Genomic DNA, 16400 nt, shown 5'->3' on the forward strand with positions numbered 1-16400 from the left:
TCTTTTTTGAAGAAATTTTCTGAGGAAAATCAATCGCTTGGAGTTGCCTCTCGCCACCGTCTCAGGCAGCGAGGGCGCGAACTATACGGATTACTGTGCTTCTGTGCAAGACTTTTTTCAGTAATTGCACAGCCCTCTTATTTTGAGGGGAGTATTGAGGCCGCATCCGACCTCCCGACGATCACTTTCCGTGTTAGTTCGCACTCCCGCTACTCAATATTAGAGTCGGCCAGCAGAATTCCAAAAGAGATATCAATAAAGACTAGTGCTGATCTTTGTAATCCGCCTTTACCTTGTCATCCTCTACCGCATCAGTTTCCGAGCTGCGGTGGAAATGATTCCAAAGCCACATAGCCGGACCCGAAAGCGTGTATAGAACAGCCAGGGTTAAGAGCACACCTGCCGGATCAATCGCTATTAAGCTAAAGACCAATATAACCGCAAGCATCATTACGAAGGGCACGCGACCTTTAAAGTCGAGCCCTTTGAAACTGGAGTAGCGGAAATTCGATACCATCAGGAGACCCGAAACCGCAGTAACCAGTGCCGCCACTATAGCCAGGCCTGGTCCTACTTCAGCATTGTGGCCTGCCCACACCATGCTCGCGACGATCGCAGCAGCTGTTGGGCTCGCCAATCCAATAAAGACCCCTTTATCAACGGTATCTACCTGTGTATTGAAACGCGCAAGTCTCAATGCCGCACAAGCTGCATATAAAAATGCTATAGCCCAGCCAAATTTACCCAGGTTTCCCAGCGCCCAGCTGAAAACGACCAAGGCAGGAGCCAGGCCGAATGAAACCATGTCTGAAAGCGAGTCATATTGAACACCAAAGGCACTTTGGGTATCTGTCAGGCGAGCTACGCGCCCATCCAATCCATCCAGTACCATCGCGACAAAAATCGCTATCGCAGCCGATTCAAAATGCCCACTCATACCTGCGACAATGGCATAAAAGCCGCTAAACAGTGCACCTGTTGTCACAAGATTGGGCAGCAGGTAGATACCTCGTGCGCGCACTCTTTTACCACTGGAGGAAACCTCTTCCTCAACATGCTCATCGACAGGCAAACGAATTTCCTCAGTAGCCTCACTACTTGAGTCTATGGGCTGTTTTTCGCCCCCTTGACCGCTCATATACTCTCCATTGATGCATTGTGCAGTCAGCGAGTTTAACGCCAATTTACCACCCGAGCCCAGAGCAAAAAAAAACGGCAGGGTCGCCCCTGCCGTTTTTGCCAACCTTAAGTCAGCTATTACCTTCGGTGCGATCAATAATTTTATTCGCTTTGATCCATGGCATCATGGCGCGGAGTTTTGCCCCCACTTGCTCAATCTCGTGTTCGCTGCCAATGCGACGCTCAGCTTTCAGGCGCGGCTGCCCCGCCAGGGACTCGAGCATAAAGTCTTTGGCAAACTTACCGGTTTGAATATCTTTAAGAACCCGTTTCATTTCTGCCTTGGTTTCTTCCGTAACAATACGCGGGCCTGTTACGTAGTCACCATACTCTGCGGTATTGGAGATAGAGTAGCGCATATCGGCAATGCCCCCCTGGTACATCAGGTCGACAATCAGCTTCAACTCATGCAGACATTCAAAATACGCCATTTCCGGAGCATAGCCGGCTTCTACCAGAGTCTCAAAACCAGCCGTTACAAGCGCAGAAACACCCCCACACAGAACAGCCTGCTCACCGAAGAGATCTGTTTCAGTCTCTTCGCGGAAATTGGTTTCAATAATACCTGAGCGGCCACCACCATTAGCTGAGGCATAAGACAGCGCCAAGTCTTTTGCTTTACCTGTCGCATCCTGATAAACCGCAATCAAAGTAGGGACACCGCCTCCCTCAAGGTAGGTCGATCGAACGGTATGGCCGGGCCCCTTGGGAGCAACCATAATGACATCGACATCCGCTGGTGGCTCAATCAATTCAAAGTGCACATTAAAACCATGCGCGAAAGCCAGTGCTGCACCAGACTTTAAATTTGGAGCAACTTGCTCTTTGTAAATATTCGCCTGGTATTCATCCGGAGCGAGAATCATAACCACGTCGGCATCTTTCACCGCATCGACAACTTCAGCTACCTTCAAGCCCGCGCCTTCAGCCTTTTTCCAGGAAGCAGACCCCTCGCGCAACCCAACAACAACATTCGCTACACCAGAGTCTTTCAGGTTATTGGCATGGGCATGACCTTGAGATCCATAACCAATAATGGCTACTGTTTTTCCCTGAATTAAAGAAAGGTCACAATCTTTGTCGTAATAAACTTGCATCGCTCAATTCCTGCTTTTTACTCTATACACTTAATACTTTTTCACCGCGGGCAATCCCGGAAACTCCGGATCGCACCACTTCCATAATTGTGTGTTCCCCCAGCGCCTGGAGGAACGCATCGAGTTTTTCACCGGTTCCTGCCACCTGTACCGTGTACATACTGCTGGTGACATCGACGATCTGCCCGCGAAAAATATCGACACTGCGCTTCACCTCATCGCGCTGGGCACCATTGGCTCGCACTTTCACCAATAGCAGCTCCCGCTCGATGTGAGAGCCTTCAGTGAGGTCCACCAATTTCACAACATCGATAAGCTTGTTTAGGTTCTTGGTAATTTGCTCAATCTTGTGATCGTCACCAATCGTCACCAAAGTGAGACGCGATAAAGTCGCATCCTCAGTAGGCGCCACGGTGAGGCTTTCAATGTTGTAGCCACGCTGGGAAAACAAGCCAACAACACGGGACAAAGCCCCTGGTTCGTTCTCCATCAGAACCGAAATTATTCTACGCATCGCCCTACCCTTTAAGTTCTCTCAGTTTTGCTCAGCCACATGTCACGCATGGAGCCATTTGGTAGCACTTGCATGGGATAGACATGCTCAGATGGGTCGACGTATACGTCGATAAATACAGTGCGATCCTTAATTGCAAAAGCTTCTTGCAACTTGTTGTGTAGGTCTTCACGACGCTCCACTTTCACCCCGACGTGACCGTATGCCTCGGCGAGTTTCACAAAATCAGGCAGCGATTCCTCGTAAACACTATTGGAAAGCCTTCCTTCATATTGCATCTCCTGCCACTGCTTCACCATCCCGAGAGCCTGGTTGTTAAGGCAGAGGATTTTTACTGGCAGATGATATTGGGTAGCCGTAGAAAGCTCCTGAATACACATCTGGATACTTCCCTCGCCAGTTACGCACACAACCTCTTTATCCGGGTGAGCTATTTTCACCCCCAAGGCTGCCGGTAAGCCGAAACCCATAGTCCCCAACCCACCGGAGTTGATCCAGCGGCGCGGCTTATCAAACAGGTAATATTGCGCAGCAAACATCTGGTGTTGCCCTACATCGGATGTCACAAAAGCATCACCCTCAGTAATGTCATACACCGCCTTGATCACATCCTGCGGCATTATCAGAGCACCATTAGTCTGATAACGAGGAGCCGTGTAGAGTCCGTGACGCTCACGCCAATCATCAATTTGGCGCCACCAGTCAACTATCGCGGAATGATCCGGCTGCTCATCACTGGCTTTCAGCGCTTCGAGCATCTCTCGAAGGACAGCCTGGACCGTGCCAACAATCGGGATATCGGCAACAATCGTTTTAGAGATCGAAGCCGGATCGACGTCGATATGAATAATTTTGGCACCCGGGCAGAATTTGCCTGGAGTATTAGTCACCCGGTCATCAAAGCGTGCACCTACAGCCAGGATAACGTCGGCGTGATGCATAGCTGTATTTGCCTCGAAAGTGCCGTGCATACCGAGCATTCCCAAGAAACGCCTGTCACTTCCGGGAAATGCTCCGAGCCCCATCAAGGTATTAGTCACCGGGTAGTTCAACTTTCTAGCCAGCTCGGTGAGAAGCTCGGCGCCGCCACCCTGCACCACTCCCCCGCCGGCATAAATCACCGGGCGGCGAGCTGACAGCAACATAGCAATCGCTTTGCGAATCTGGCCGCTATGCCCCTTACCGGCTGGGGTATAGGAGCGCATCCGCAATTTTTCAGGGTAGTGGTAGGGGAATCTCTCCGCCGGGTTGGTTACATCCTTTGGAACATCGATCACTACGGGACCGGGACGGCCAGTATTGGCGATAAAAAATGCCTTTTTGACGATCGTAGGAATATCTTCAGCATTTTTTACCAAAAAGCTGTGCTTCACGATCGGCCGCGAGCAACCGACCATATCTGTTTCCTGAAACGCATCCTCACCGATCTTATCCCTGGGTACCTGGCCGGATATCACCACCATAGGGATAGAATCCATATAGGCCGTTGCGATGCCAGTAATCGCGTTCGTAGCACCGGGACCAGACGTCACCAGTACCACACCCGCCTTACCAGTAGACCGTGCATAGCCATCAGCAGCATGGGTCGCACCCTGCTCGTGGCGCACGAGAATATGCTTTATCGACTTCTGCCGAAAAATAGCATCATAGATATGTAACGCTGAGCCGCCCGGGTATCCAAAAATCAGATCCACCCCTTCATCCTGCAGCGCGCGAACCAACATATCGCCGCCGGAAAGTAATTCCACTTGAGTCTCCTCAATTTTCCTGTTTTATAGGATAGCCATCACCGAAAACGTATAAAACGCCTACAAGCAAGAATGCCAGGCAGCAATTATAGGGGAAAATGGTGACAAATATCAGCCTGTTGCGTGTTTAGCTGCCGATTTTTAGGATGAACTGATCGCGCATAAACACCCAACCCCAAGTAAATCTACAAAGGTTCACTACGGGGTTAGCAGGCCTCCAGGGGTGGGGAGGGCCACTCAGTGGAATTTCGATGGAGGGTGTTCCACCAGGGTTAGACTCAAAACCACGGGTGTGCGGTGAGATCTAGTCACTGAGTAAACCCCCGATTTTGCCAATTGAGTCCTAGCTGTCAATAGGTGTCTGCGAAAGTGTTAAGACAGTTACAGGAAAACCCACCAGTACCGGTACAATAAGGGGACGGAAGGAACATCAACACAAGGGGTAAGCACCATGCGCATCTTACTGGCGCTATTGATTGCAGTAACAGCTACGACCACTCAAGCCGACGGCATCTATAAATGGGTAGATGAGAATGGTGTTGTCCACTTCGGTGAGCAACCTCCAGGAGGCACTCAAGTGGACGTGATCAAAAAGCCCAAATCAGAGCGCTATAAGAAATGGGAAGCTGAACAACATGCGATAGCCGCACGTGAAGCACAGAAAAGTGCACCTCAGTTGCCTCAACAGCCAAAGGAAGAACAGCTGCCTGACGCTGAGCACCAGAGACAACAGGAGGCCAGGGCTAAAGAAGAGGCAGCAAAACGAGCAGAGCTCTGTGTCGCGTACCAAAAGAACCTTAAGAGCCTGACCACACACGCGAGAGTGCGCGAAAAAGATAAAGATGGAAACTATCGCAGGCTCGGAGAAGATGAGCGGCAAGAACGCATTACCAAAGCCCGCGAGCAAATCAAGAAAAACTGCTAGTCGCCCTTCTAGCGATACCGATTCCTAAGGCTCACGGTAGGGACTATCATTAAATTGATCCAGGCTATAGCGTTCGGTGTAATAGCCTGGTTCAAAAGCACTATCCCTGGCCATAGGTACCGTCACCCTGGCAATACTCAATTGTTTCACCAGATAGGGGCCGTCCTGCCCGGCATCGCGAATTAAGAGCCCGTAAAACTCCAGGGGAACCCAGTGCCGCCCCGCCGTTAACTCAAGAGCATTTTGCGTTGTGCCTATCGGGGATTGCTCATCGTTATAAAGGGAGCCCTGAAAATAGTAGCGCCCCTCTCTGCTGATATCGACTTCCGCCTCAATTAATAAATTGCCATCGGCGGTAACGGAATCCCGCAACGAGCCCGTATAGCTTCCCGTATCCTCAGATAGGGTGAATGCTGCCGCATCTCGGAGACCATCAATATCCGTATCCACAATTACCTTAAAAATGCCCGCTTCCAGCACCTGGCTATTAAAGGAGCCCGCCTCCATCAATACTTCGTAGACTAAGTCTCCATCCGAATCACTAAAAGCCAAGGTACCCACGACTTGTTGATCTTCGTAAACCAACAGCGCAGTCAGGTCAGCACTGACCCGATCTCCATCACTATCGGCCTGATAGGCAAAAACCCGAATAGTATCCCCACGCAAATAAAACTTTTCATCTGTCCATATAGTCAGAGAATCCCCTTCCTCACTGTGCGTGGTTCTTTCATCCACCGCAAATGTCTGAGTAATCGGGTCCTGTTCAGGAGTTTTAATTGCTCGGTTTTCTGGCGGATAGCGATGAAAGCGGGCCAGATCCGAGAGAAGGGATTCGTGTAACTCAGTCTTGTTGGGCAGGGACTGAATTCCCTTCCATAGTTTTACAGACTGATCCTCTTCCTCTTGCTCCAGTTCCGCCGGCTTAACGTTATCAGGCTTGCGGCTTCGGATAGATTGCTCTTCAGCTTTTGCTTTCGCTACAACAGCGGGCGTCGCCTCTTCACCACCAGTCAGGGCCCAGTAACCCACCAGTCCAGTAACTACGGCCAGTACACCCCAGCCTGCCAGCCGGGCCTTTGAGCGATCTTTGCTTGATGTGGACATCAATACCTCCGAAGCCTTTTATTTTTTTAGTTAATTCGTGCAGGCTGAGATTCTACCCGCGCTGTTCTTTCCTGAACCACAGTCCAGTCCATCGGGAATAGAATCATAATCGGGCGATAGAATACCACCGTTACGCTGCGCATCATGATCTGTATAGATACTGGCCAAATTGTAAGATCGAGCAGTGCCTTTACTGTCGTTATCACAAGAGAAAATCGCGCTGCCGTAAGCTACGCCAAACAGGGTTTCATATTCTTTGAGATTCGACCACAGGTTGCGCTTGGCAGATCCGGAACAGTTCATTTGCGAAGCCAAATTAATGTAACCGTCATCCTCACCATTCAGCAGCATGGAGGTAGCACTTTCCACACCTGGGAAGCCCGCATAACCGCCAATGGTGTACACCGGCGCACCGAGATTAGTCCCTACATAATTTCTCACAGTGTAAACATCATTAGTCTGCATATAGCGAACCGCCGAACACTCACGCCCAAGAAATAGTGCATTGACCAAATCGTCATACCAGCTTCCATTACATATCCGATCAACGCCTTCAGTACCGGTAATTGCACCTCCTGTGGTGAATATTGCAGCAACACCGCTGATAGCCGCATCAAAATCAACGCTCACTGCGTAGCTCTCGTTAAGCCCGGCAACTCGAACTTCTTCTTCAACTGTTTTACAGGATTTACTGCCATACCAAGTCGTGGAACATTTTTTTACTTCTTGAATTTCTGTATTGCTATCGAACTGGTTGTAGGCGCGATTGTAGTATGGGGATCCTTCAACAGCGTTACCCGCGATATACATCATTTGGGCGGCACCCTGGCTGTGGGAAATAATCCAGAAAGTGTCCTTTGCTGAGCACTGGTTTTCGTGTTCAAACCGATCTCCCTGGCCAGAGCGGATCTCTATAATTTGACGAGCAATTTCACCCGCAGTCTCATCATGCCAATAGGGAAATTCACCTTCATCAGTTGAGTTATAACCGACAACACCGTAATTGCCGCCATCAACTAACAATTGCTCAATAAAATCACTGCTAGAATATTCGTCGAAAACCGCCTCACTCCAATAGTCCAGTGCTGGCTGCACTAAACTCCCATCATTACTTTCACTTGTAGTGTGTCCTTCGACTCCGTGTCCATGAACCAGGATATAGCAGTTTTCCGCTACCGCTGATGAAGCTCCAATTATCGCCGAGAAAAAAATAGACAGGCTTGTACCCAGCCTTTTAGACAGTGCCATTGTTATTTTCCTTTATTGTTTTAGTAAGTGGTAACTCTCGTGACTGAAGAGTTTTAAAAAATCTGAATAACGCAATGTACAGCAGACGACTAAAACTTATCCTTTACCCTCTATTTGGGAATAGGATTAAAGGCGCCAGAGGGGGGTCGAATCCGCCACGCGAAGCGACCAATTCGTCATATTCCTCAATTTATACTCGTGCTTTGAGGCGCCTTTGCTATGATGCCGGCAACGCCACCCGGACGGCAGTAAGTCATGAGAGACCAAAATAAAAATATGTCCGGCCATGCCGGCGTGCCCAAGATATTTGCGCCTTACTTTGTGGTTGCCGCCGCCAGGCTCGGCATTCCCACCGAGACGCTAATTGAACGATTGCCATTCTCATTTAGCTGGAATCCAGGAGAGAGTGAATGGCTCAATTACAGTGAATTCAATGCTCTAATTGAAAGCATACTGGCGCTATCCCCTGTTACCTCACCAGGTCTCAGCTTTAGTCGCTTTCCAATTATGCTTTGGCTTGAAGAAACTATTATCGAAGCTCAGCCCTCCTTGAGACGGCCGAGGGAGATCTTTCGCCCTGCAGAAATTGTACTCTCACAAACTCTGGCCCCCCTCCTGCGGTTCCAGACTTACCAGGAAGTCGATGCGGAGGTACTCACACTCAACTGGCAGCAGGAACTCTTTAGCGCTCCGGTCAATCATTTTATTGCTGAAATGCTGATGAGTCGTGGAGTAGATCTCTTGCGCACTCTTAACCCCAGATTTCCCGAGGTCAGGGGATTAAAGTTACGCAGTGAAAAGCCAGAAGATGACTCTATCCACAAGAGGATTTTCCAGTGCCCGATTGAATTTTCCGCTGATGAAAATGCGATTATCCTGGGCTCCCAGATACTGGACTTCCCTATACCCAGTTACCATAAAATCATTCGCAGCCAAAGCCGAAATATATTAAAAGCAGTTCTACACAACACTTTGACCAGCTATAACCTGGCAGCGAGTTTGCGGGCCTGGCTCGAGAAGCACTTGCTCAGTGAAGAAATCACTATCAAACAAGCCGCAGCCCACTTCCGCACCAGTGGCCGCACTTTACAGCGCAGATTGAGAGAACAGGGAGTAACATTCCAGCAGCTTAAAGACAGTGTTACGCTATCTCTGACCAAGAAACTCCTTCTCTCAACCAGTGATTCCGTAGAAAGCATTGCGGTACAACTTCATTTTGCCGAACGCGCAGTATTTACCCGCTTCTTTAAAAAACATGAGGGAGTCACCCCTTCCGAGTTCCGTCGCAGTAATGTCGGCAGAGATATTTTCGAAGCGTAAATAAGTGTAAAGAGGCTCAGGAGGCCGCTACAGCCTCCGCCTCAAAATTCCGCCCAAGATACATATACATCGCCGGCACGACAAATAAAGTAAATAACGTTCCAATTGTCATACCGGTCGCCACTACCAAGCCCATTGCAAACCTTGCTCCTCCACCAGGCCCCGACGCTATTAACAATGGAACCATCGCCAAAACCAGAGATGCCGTAGTCATTAAAATCGGTCGCAAACGGATTGAAGTGGCCTGCTCAATCGCTGATCGCTTTTCAAGCCCTGAGAGCTGTAATTTATTGGCAAACTCCACTATCAGAATGCCGTGTTTGGAAATAACCCCAATCAGGGTAACCAGGCCCACTTGTGTGTAAATATTGAGGGTCGTCAATCCTAGACTGACGAAAATCATCGCTCCGCAAACACTCATCGGTACGGTGACCAACATAATCAAGGGATCGCGCCAGGATTCAAATTGAGCAGCCAGCACCAAATAAATCACTATCAAGGCAAAGAAAAAGGTAACCACCAAATCTGATCCTTCAGTTTTGAATTGCCTGGACTGCCCCGAGTAATCTACAGAATACTCGACCGGTAAGATTTCTTTAGCCGCATTATCCAACACCATCAATGCTTCACCCAACGTAATCCCAGGGCGTGGCACACCCGAAATAGTGACGGCATTTAATTGTTGAAATCTCTTTAGTTGCTGTGGTTCAACGGTTTCCGTGAGCCTTATCAAAGTACTCACAGGAACCAACTTGTCGTTTACCGCCCGAATATAATATTGCTCCAGCTGATCAGGGGTAAGGCGATCAACTCTCTCGACTTGAGGGATAACTTTATAACTGCGATTATCCAGGGAAAAACGGTTGACATAAGCCCCAGATAACATCGCACCTAAGTCACGACTCAGGTCCACCATTTCCACACCCATACTGGCTGCTTTATCACGATCAATTTCTATTACAATTTTTGGCTTATCAATTTTCAGATCAGAATCTAGAAAAATAAACTTTCGACTCTCCAAAGCTCGGGTCATAATATCGCTTGCCACCGATGCCAGATTCTCCATGGGCTCTGTAGAACCGATAACAAATTCAACCGGAAGCTGCCCTCCCGCAGTTGGCAGACTTGGTGGCACCACTACAGCTATTTTTAGCCCGGCTATTTGCTGCACATCACTGCTAATCAACTCCTGCATCTTTTCCGTATCGCGGTCTCTCCCTTCCCAGGGAGCCAAAACAAACCCGGCCACCGCATTATTAACACCACTACTGAAGGTGCCCGCCCCATTAAGCAGAAAAAGATTTTCAACCTCAGTAAATCTCTCAGCAATGACATTAAGTTCACCACTGTACTGTTCAACATAATCTAAAGTTGCGTAAGCATCGGCAGTAGAAATTGTAAGAACAAGCCCCCTATCCTCTGTAGGTTCAAGCTCTTGAGGGGACGTCACAAATAAGAAGTAACAACTTATCAATACAATTAAGCCGAAAACCAAAATAACTCGGCGCTCATCAAGAGAAGAATGGAGCGATTTTTCAAATCTCGTCTGAAGTCGATTAAATTGGCGTTCCAGCCAAATTTCAAACCGGGTACCTCCACCATCGCGAGGCTTTAATATTTTCGAGGCCATCATGGGAGATAAAGTAAGAGCGACCACTCCAGACAGTAATACGGCGCCAGCTAGGGAGAATGCAAACTCTATGAATAGGGTCCCGGTTAAACCACCGAGAAAACCAATAGGAATATATACTGCAATTAGCGTTGTAGTCATAGCCACTACAGGCCATGCCAACTCTCGAGCCCCTACGATCGCAGCCTCTTTTGGAGGCAAGCCCTCCTCTATATGTCGATGGACATTTTCCAGAACAATAATGGCATCATCAACAACAATTCCGATTGCCAGAACCATGCTTAGCAATGTGAGCAAGTTGATGGAAAATCCCATTAAAAACATTAAAAAGAATGCACCAACAAGAGAAAGAGGTAGTGCAATTGCTGGAATCAATACGCTGCGAACTGACCCCAGAAACAAATAAATCACCAAAATTACTATAAATACTGCTTCAACAATTGTTTTGACGACCTCTTCAATGGAGTCCTGAATATATTCAGTACTGTCGTAAGGGATCTCGCCTAGCATACCCTCTGGCAACTGTGGAAAAATTTTCTGCTCCAACTCCTCGCGTACTTTTTTAATAACATCAAGGGAGTTCGCATCGGGTGCCACCTCAATAGCAATAAAAGTGGCAGACTGCCCGTTAAAAGTCACAGAGCTGTCATAGGATTCAGCTCCTAACTCTATCTCCGCCACTTCACCTAGACGAACCAACTTATCCCCATCGGCTCTAACCACTAGCTTGCGGAAATCCAATTGACGTGCAATATCTGTATCCGCACGTATTTCCAGTGCCACACGGGTTCCCTTTGTCGAACCAACTGCCGACAGAATATTATTATCCCTAAGCGCATCAGAAATATCCGCAGGTGTGACTTCCAATGCCGCCATCTCTGTCGGTTTTAACCAGACTCTCATTGCAAAGGTGCTGTCCCCCAAAAGGCGAGCTCGCTGCACACCAGCTATAGTCGCCAATTTAGGTTGAACAACGCGTGTCAGATAATCCGTGATTTGATTATTAGCGAGAATATTTGAGGAAAAAGAAAGGTACATTGCAGCAGTGGTTTCTCCCTGCTGCATTTCCACACTGGAATCCTCTGATTCATCAGGCAATTCACTGCGCAGCTTATTTACCTTGGCAACGACCTGAGTTAACACTTCATTTGGATCGTAATCAAAACGTACATAAACGTTTATCGTCGAGAGACCTTGCACGCTGGTGGAAACCATGTAATCGATACCATCTGCAGTAGCAATCTCCTGCTCCAGCGGCGTAGTAATAAACCCCTGTACTAGATCTGAGTCGGCACCAACATAAACGGTGGTTACTGTAATAACTGCATTTTCAAGTTCCGGGTACTGCCTGACATTTAATTCCGTTAGCGACCTTAAACCCAATAGAAAAATAAATAGGCTGACTACGCAGGCCAACACTGGTTTTCGAATAAAAATCTCTGTGAAATTCACAACCTATAAATTCCAGGTTTAACTATTTTCCGGTGTGGGGTCCGCACTTTCTGGGGGTTGATTTTGATTATTGATAACCGCTTTCTCTCCATTGCGAAGTTTAAGTAATCCGCTGCTAGCCACTATATCCCCCACCAAAAGTCCTTGTGTGATTTCAACTAGATCCCCACGCTCCTCACCAGTTTTCACAAATCGTTTAACTGCGACCATATGCTCACCATCTTTATCGGGCTCCAACACAAAAACCGCCACCCCATAGGGAGCAAAAGCCAATGCGGTTCTGGGAATAACGAGCACTTTTCGCTGTGCACTTATCTTTACGGATACTTGGGCAAACATTCCAGGACGTAAATCGTGTTGGGGATTTTCCAGAGTGGCTTGAATTAGAAAGTTTCTACTTGCACTATCCACCTGAGGGTCAACAGCAGTAATTCTTCCTTCGTAAGTATTTTTAGGGAAAGCATCTGTTTTCAACTGAATAGCAAGCCCAGCCTTAACCAAGGCATATTTTTGTTCAGGGAGGGAAAAATCAACAAAAATAGGATCAAGTTGCTGTAGAGAAACAACTGACTCCCCCGGGCTTACATTCTGTCCAAGATCTATTTGTCGAATTCCCAGTACTCCACTAAAAGGCGCCACGATGACTCGCTGATCCACCCTGGCCCGCTGCACTTCTATATTGGCAACCACCTGGTCCAAAGTACTGCGAGCGCTATCCAAATCTGCTTCGGTTGTTACACCTCGCCCCAGCAGAGTCTTGATCCGCACGTAATTGCGACGGGCCAAGCGAAGCTCTGCATCCAACACCTGCAACTGCGCCTTTTCCGGTTCGGCAAAAATTTCCGCCAGTAAATCGTCCTTCCTAACATGCTGGCCCGACTTGAAGTGAATAGCGCTGATAACCCCCTGAGCTTCGGTAGTAACCTCTACGCCATTAACAGCTCGAATGGTGCCTATTCCCGTCAGGTCTTCCTTCCAATATTGAAACTGGGCAGTTGCTGAAGTCACTGTAGCCGCAGGCAGGGCTAAGTTGTCTATAAACTGATTCACCATATGCCTGCCAATAAATTTATAAGCAAAAATTCCGCCGAAGAGCAAAAGGCATCCCAGCAGCATTAGCAACATACGCTTACTGATATCAGGCCCCCGTAAGGTGTCGTCAATAAAAACTATAAACTGATACTTGCAAGGGAAACTATGCGCTACGGAGAGATATCCCTCTACGTAAATATCCGAACAAACGGATTAGCGCACCTGTGAGTATAGATATGGAGAAAGTGAGGAACCGGCGGGAGTTTAGGGGTGCACTATATGGCACCCCCAAGTGCTTTTTTATCGGAATACGGCTTTATCGCCTTCAACATCCGCGTGGATCGTTGCTCCAGGGGAAAATTTACCGGCGAGCACATCTTGCGCCAGCGGGTTTTCCAGCCATACCTGAATAGCACGCTTTAATGGACGTGCACCATAAACGGGATCGAACCCAACTTCTGCTAATTTATCCAGCAGACTTTCAGACACCTCTAATTTCAGGTCCCTCTCTGTCAGTCGACGGCAAAGTTGTTGCAACTGAATTTCGGCAATAGAGCGTACTTCTGCCTTATCCAATGGATGGAAAACAACCACTTCGTCAATACGATTTATGAACTCCGGCCTGAAATGGTTCCCCACCACTTCCATCACTGCACTTTTCATCTGTCGATAACGAATTTCAGCGTCCAGGTCATCGCCACTTTCCGCAGTGGCGTATTTTTGAATTAAATCTGAGCCAAGGTTTGAAGTCATTACGACAACGGTATTACGGAAGTCCACCGTGCGCCCCTGGCCGTCGGTCAGGCGGCCATCATCAAGAACCTGTAAAAGAATATTGAATACATCGGGGTGCGCTTTCTCCACTTCGTCTAATAGGACAACAGAGTAGGGCTTTCTCCGCACCGCTTCAGTCAGGTATCCCCCTTCTTCATAACCTACATATCCGGGGGGTGCGCCAATCAGTCGGGCCACAGAGTGCTTCTCCATAAATTCCGACATATCGATACGCACCATGGCGTCTTCTGTGTCAAACAAGAACTGAGCCAATGCCTTGCATAATTCCGTCTTACCCACACCGGTTGGGCCGAGGAACAAGAATGAGCCATTGGGTCGGTTGGGATCAGCTAGCCCCGCCCTTGAGCGGCGTACAGCATTAGCAACCGCTTCCACCGCTTCCCCCTGTCCGATGACCCGCTTATGCAACTCATCTTCCATTCGCAGTAGCTTTTCACGCTCACCTTCGAGCATCTTAGATACAGGAATACCCGTCCAGCGGGATACCACTTCAGCCACCTCTTCATCGGTAACCCGATTGCGCAGCAGGCGGGGTTCTTCAGAAGCTTCAGCGGTAGCGGCACTTTTAAGCTGTTGTTCAAGTTGCGGAATTACACCGTACTGTAATTCAGACATTCTATTGAGATCACCTGCACGCCGTGCAGACTCCATATCGAGCTTGGCCTGCTCGAGCTTTTCCTTGAGGTCGTGGCTGCCGGCAAGCTGTGCCTTCTCTGCCTTCCAAACCTCTTCAAGGTCGGAGTATTCCCGCTCCAGTTGTAGAATCTCTTCTTCCAGTTTCGACAGGCGTTTTTTAGTCGCCTCATCATCCGTATCCTTTTTAACCGCCTCTCGTTCAATCTTTAATTGAATTAAACGGCGCTCCAATTTATCCATGGATTCCGGTTTGGAATCGATCTCCATGCGTATCCGGCTGGCGGCTTCATCAATAAGATCAATCGCTTTATCTGGTAATTGACGGTCAGTGATGTAACGCTGCGATAATTTTGTCGCGGCAATAATTGCAGAGTCGGTAATATCAACACCGTGGTGTACTTCGTAGCGTTCTTTTAATCCGCGCAGAATCGCAACCGTATCCTCTTCAGTTGGTTCATCAACCAGCACTTTTTGGAAACGCCGCTCAAGCGCTGCATCTTTTTCAATATATTGCCGATACTCATCCAGAGTGGTTGCACCGACACAATGTAATTCCCCGCGGGCCAAAGCGGGCTTCAGCATATTTCCCGCATCCATGGCCCCCTCAGCTTTACCGGCACCCACCATCGTGTGGATCTCATCGATAAAGAGAATAATGCGACCTTCCTGTTTTGATAATTCGTTGAGTACCGCTTTTAATCGCTCTTCAAATTCTCCACGAAATTTTGCACCCGCCAACAATGCCCCCAAATCCAGGGAAAGAAGACGTTTGTCTTTTAGCCCTTCCGGCACTTCACCATTGACGATACGTTGAGCGAGCCCTTCAACAATGGCAGTTTTACCAACACCCGGCTCACCAATTAGTACAGGGTTATTCTTGGTACGCCGCTGTAAGACTTGAATCGTCCGCCGTATTTCATCATCTCGGCCGATCACCGGGTCAAGCTTGCCGGCCAGAGCTCTCTCGGTCAGGTCGAGAGTATATTTATCCAGCGCCTGGCGCGCTTCTTCCGCATTGGGGTCATCCACTTTTTCGTCGCCACGCACTTTTTGAATTGCCGCCTCTAATTGTTTAATGTCGCCGTTGGCATTTAAGATTTTGGAAATCTCTCCCGCCGCAGAGTCGAAAGCCGCCAGTAATACAGTTTCACTGGAAATAAAACTGTCACCATTTTGTTGGGCTCGCTTGTCCGTAAGATTCATTAAGCGCATTAATTCCTGGGACATCCCCACATCACCCGTGGGGGAAGTCACCCGCGGCAGGCTATCCAACCGCTTGGCAAGGTCATTGCGCAACCCGTTTAGGTTAAATCCCGCCTGTGACAGGAATGCGGGTGCGCTTCCGTTGTTCTGGTTAAGCAGTGCCAGAATCAAGTGCTCGGGATAAATCTGGTTGTGGTCGCGCCCTACCGCTAGGGATTGCGCATCAGCAAATGCCGCCTGTAGCGGGTTTGTCATTCGGTCAATTCGCATGAACGAAACCTCTTTTACTCGATTTTTTCAGAAGCGCTGTAATAGTGGCACTAATTTGCCTTTTACATTCGCTATGGTACTGACAAGTAAAATAGGGGCGCAGGAAGGGTTTTCAATGATTTAAATCAATAGCGGCATTTATTCTATGCAAAGTGGTTTTGCGGCAAATCTATCTCTTATAATTTTTTACAGCCCAGTCAACGCCCAGCCTTGTAATTGCCCAAGCTGCCCCAATATTATCGAATGG

General features: G+C 48.5%; 11 protein-coding genes. 2 read left to right on the forward strand and 9 right to left on the reverse strand.

The window, feature by feature from the left end; genetic code table 11:
- Window positions 1-262: 262 nt before the first annotated feature.
- The 4 genes from pssA to ACJJI3_RS13860 form a co-directional block, all read right to left on the reverse strand.
- Window positions 263-1138 carry a CDP-diacylglycerol--serine O-phosphatidyltransferase gene (gene pssA, locus ACJJI3_RS13845; RefSeq protein ID WP_282934338.1) on the reverse strand — a complete coding sequence of 292 codons (876 nt, stop codon included), beginning with the start codon at window positions 1136-1138 and terminating at the stop codon, window positions 263-265.
- Window positions 1139-1250: 112 nt separating this feature from the next.
- Window positions 1251-2276: a ketol-acid reductoisomerase gene (gene ilvC, locus ACJJI3_RS13850; RefSeq protein WP_282934339.1), complete on the reverse strand. Its 1026-nt coding sequence runs from the start codon at window positions 2274-2276 to the stop codon at window positions 1251-1253.
- Window positions 2277-2298: 22 nt separating this feature from the next.
- Entirely contained in the window at window positions 2299-2790 is a 492-nt protein-coding gene (gene ilvN, locus ACJJI3_RS13855) for an acetolactate synthase small subunit (protein WP_282934340.1), read from the reverse strand.
- An 11-nt stretch (window positions 2791-2801) separates the two neighbouring features.
- Window positions 2802-4538 (reverse strand): acetolactate synthase 3 large subunit, encoded by a 1737-nt coding sequence (locus ACJJI3_RS13860; RefSeq protein ID WP_444940062.1) that lies wholly within the window; start codon window positions 4536-4538, stop codon window positions 2802-2804.
- Window positions 4539-4989: 451 nt separating this feature from the next.
- On the opposite strand from ACJJI3_RS13860, the gene ACJJI3_RS13865 reads away from it, so the two are divergent.
- Complete coding sequence (locus ACJJI3_RS13865; protein WP_444914796.1) at window positions 4990-5463, forward strand: DUF4124 domain-containing protein; 474 nt, start codon at window positions 4990-4992, stop codon at window positions 5461-5463.
- A 24-nt stretch (window positions 5464-5487) separates the two neighbouring features.
- On the opposite strand, the gene ACJJI3_RS13870 is transcribed toward ACJJI3_RS13865, so the two are convergent.
- Window positions 5488-6567 (reverse strand): DUF4785 family immunoglobulin-like domain-containing protein, encoded by a 1080-nt coding sequence (locus ACJJI3_RS13870; protein WP_444940063.1) that lies wholly within the window; start codon window positions 6565-6567, stop codon window positions 5488-5490.
- Between the two features lie 30 nt (window positions 6568-6597).
- A complete protein-coding gene (locus ACJJI3_RS13875) occupies window positions 6598-7815 on the reverse strand; it encodes a hypothetical protein (protein WP_444940064.1) in 1218 nt (405 codons plus the stop codon).
- 255 nt (window positions 7816-8070) lie between these two features.
- Here ACJJI3_RS13875 and ACJJI3_RS13880 point away from each other — a divergent pair, with 255 nt between their 5' ends.
- Window positions 8071-9135 (forward strand): helix-turn-helix domain-containing protein, encoded by a 1065-nt coding sequence (locus tag ACJJI3_RS13880; RefSeq protein WP_413664322.1) that lies wholly within the window; start codon window positions 8071-8073, stop codon window positions 9133-9135.
- Window positions 9136-9151: 16 nt separating this feature from the next.
- Here ACJJI3_RS13880 and ACJJI3_RS13885 read toward each other — a convergent pair whose 3' ends face one another.
- The 3 genes from ACJJI3_RS13885 to clpB form a co-directional block, all read right to left on the reverse strand.
- On the reverse strand, window positions 9152-12217 hold the full coding sequence (locus tag ACJJI3_RS13885; RefSeq protein WP_413664321.1) for an efflux RND transporter permease subunit: 3066 nt from the start codon (window positions 12215-12217) through the stop codon (window positions 9152-9154).
- Window positions 12218-12235: 18 nt separating this feature from the next.
- Entirely contained in the window at window positions 12236-13342 is a 1107-nt protein-coding gene (locus ACJJI3_RS13890; protein ID WP_444940065.1) for an efflux RND transporter periplasmic adaptor subunit, read from the reverse strand.
- Between the two features lie 207 nt (window positions 13343-13549).
- Window positions 13550-16153, reverse strand: a complete 2604-nt coding sequence (gene clpB / locus ACJJI3_RS13895) for an ATP-dependent chaperone ClpB (protein ID WP_444940066.1) — start codon at window positions 16151-16153, stop codon at window positions 13550-13552.
- Window positions 16154-16400: the final 247 nt, after the last annotated feature.

This window comes from Microbulbifer maximicatervae (SeqCode), assembly GCF_052466985.1.